1 protein-coding gene is annotated in these 609 nt (G+C 40.1%); it reads left to right on the top strand.

Translation table 11 applies throughout. The annotated features are described in order from the left end of the window. On the top strand, window positions 1-502 hold a 502-nt coding region (locus tag R7Z77_RS26710; RefSeq protein ID WP_318137218.1), incomplete at its 5' end, for a BON domain-containing protein. Window positions 503-609: the final 107 nt, after the last annotated feature.

The following is a 609-nucleotide window of genomic DNA, read 5'->3' as shown; positions in this document are numbered from 1 at the left end:
ATCCACCGCAGTACTAGCCAGTGATAAATGGGACAAAGAATCCATGCACGCTTGGCTAGATGGTAAAGCAGAAACCACCTTACTGCTTAACAGCAACCTGAACTCTTTTGATATCAACACTGATGTTGAAAATCAGGTGGTTACGCTGACAGGTTCGGTCAATAACGATTTGGAAAAGTCGCTGGCAGAAGAGTTGGTTTCAGGCCTTGATGGTGTGAAAAAAGTAAATAACGAGCTAACGGTAGTGAGTGAAAATAAACAAGATGCCGATTCTGATACATTTGCTGCATTAACGGATTCAAAAATTACTACTATTGTGAAAACTCGTTTACTGATGGATACCAGCGTTAGTGGTACAGACATTGATGTCACCACAGAAAATAAAACCGTAACCTTAACCGGTAAAGTGAACTCAGATGCCGAGCACGATCTGGCATTATCGATTGCAAATAACACCAACGATGTAAATAAGGTTGTCGATAAGATTGAAGTTGTTCAGTAATAACTAATATTGAGCTTTCACTTTAAAAAATAAGGAGACAACACCATGGTTCGTTGGATGTTTATTTTCCTTGCTTTGGCTCTCGTTTCAGCGGTGCTCGGATTTAG

The organism is Vibrio sp. 1401, assembly GCF_033340295.1.
Note: the sequence above shows the minus strand (reverse complement) of the source record. Positions and strands in the feature narration are given on the sequence as shown.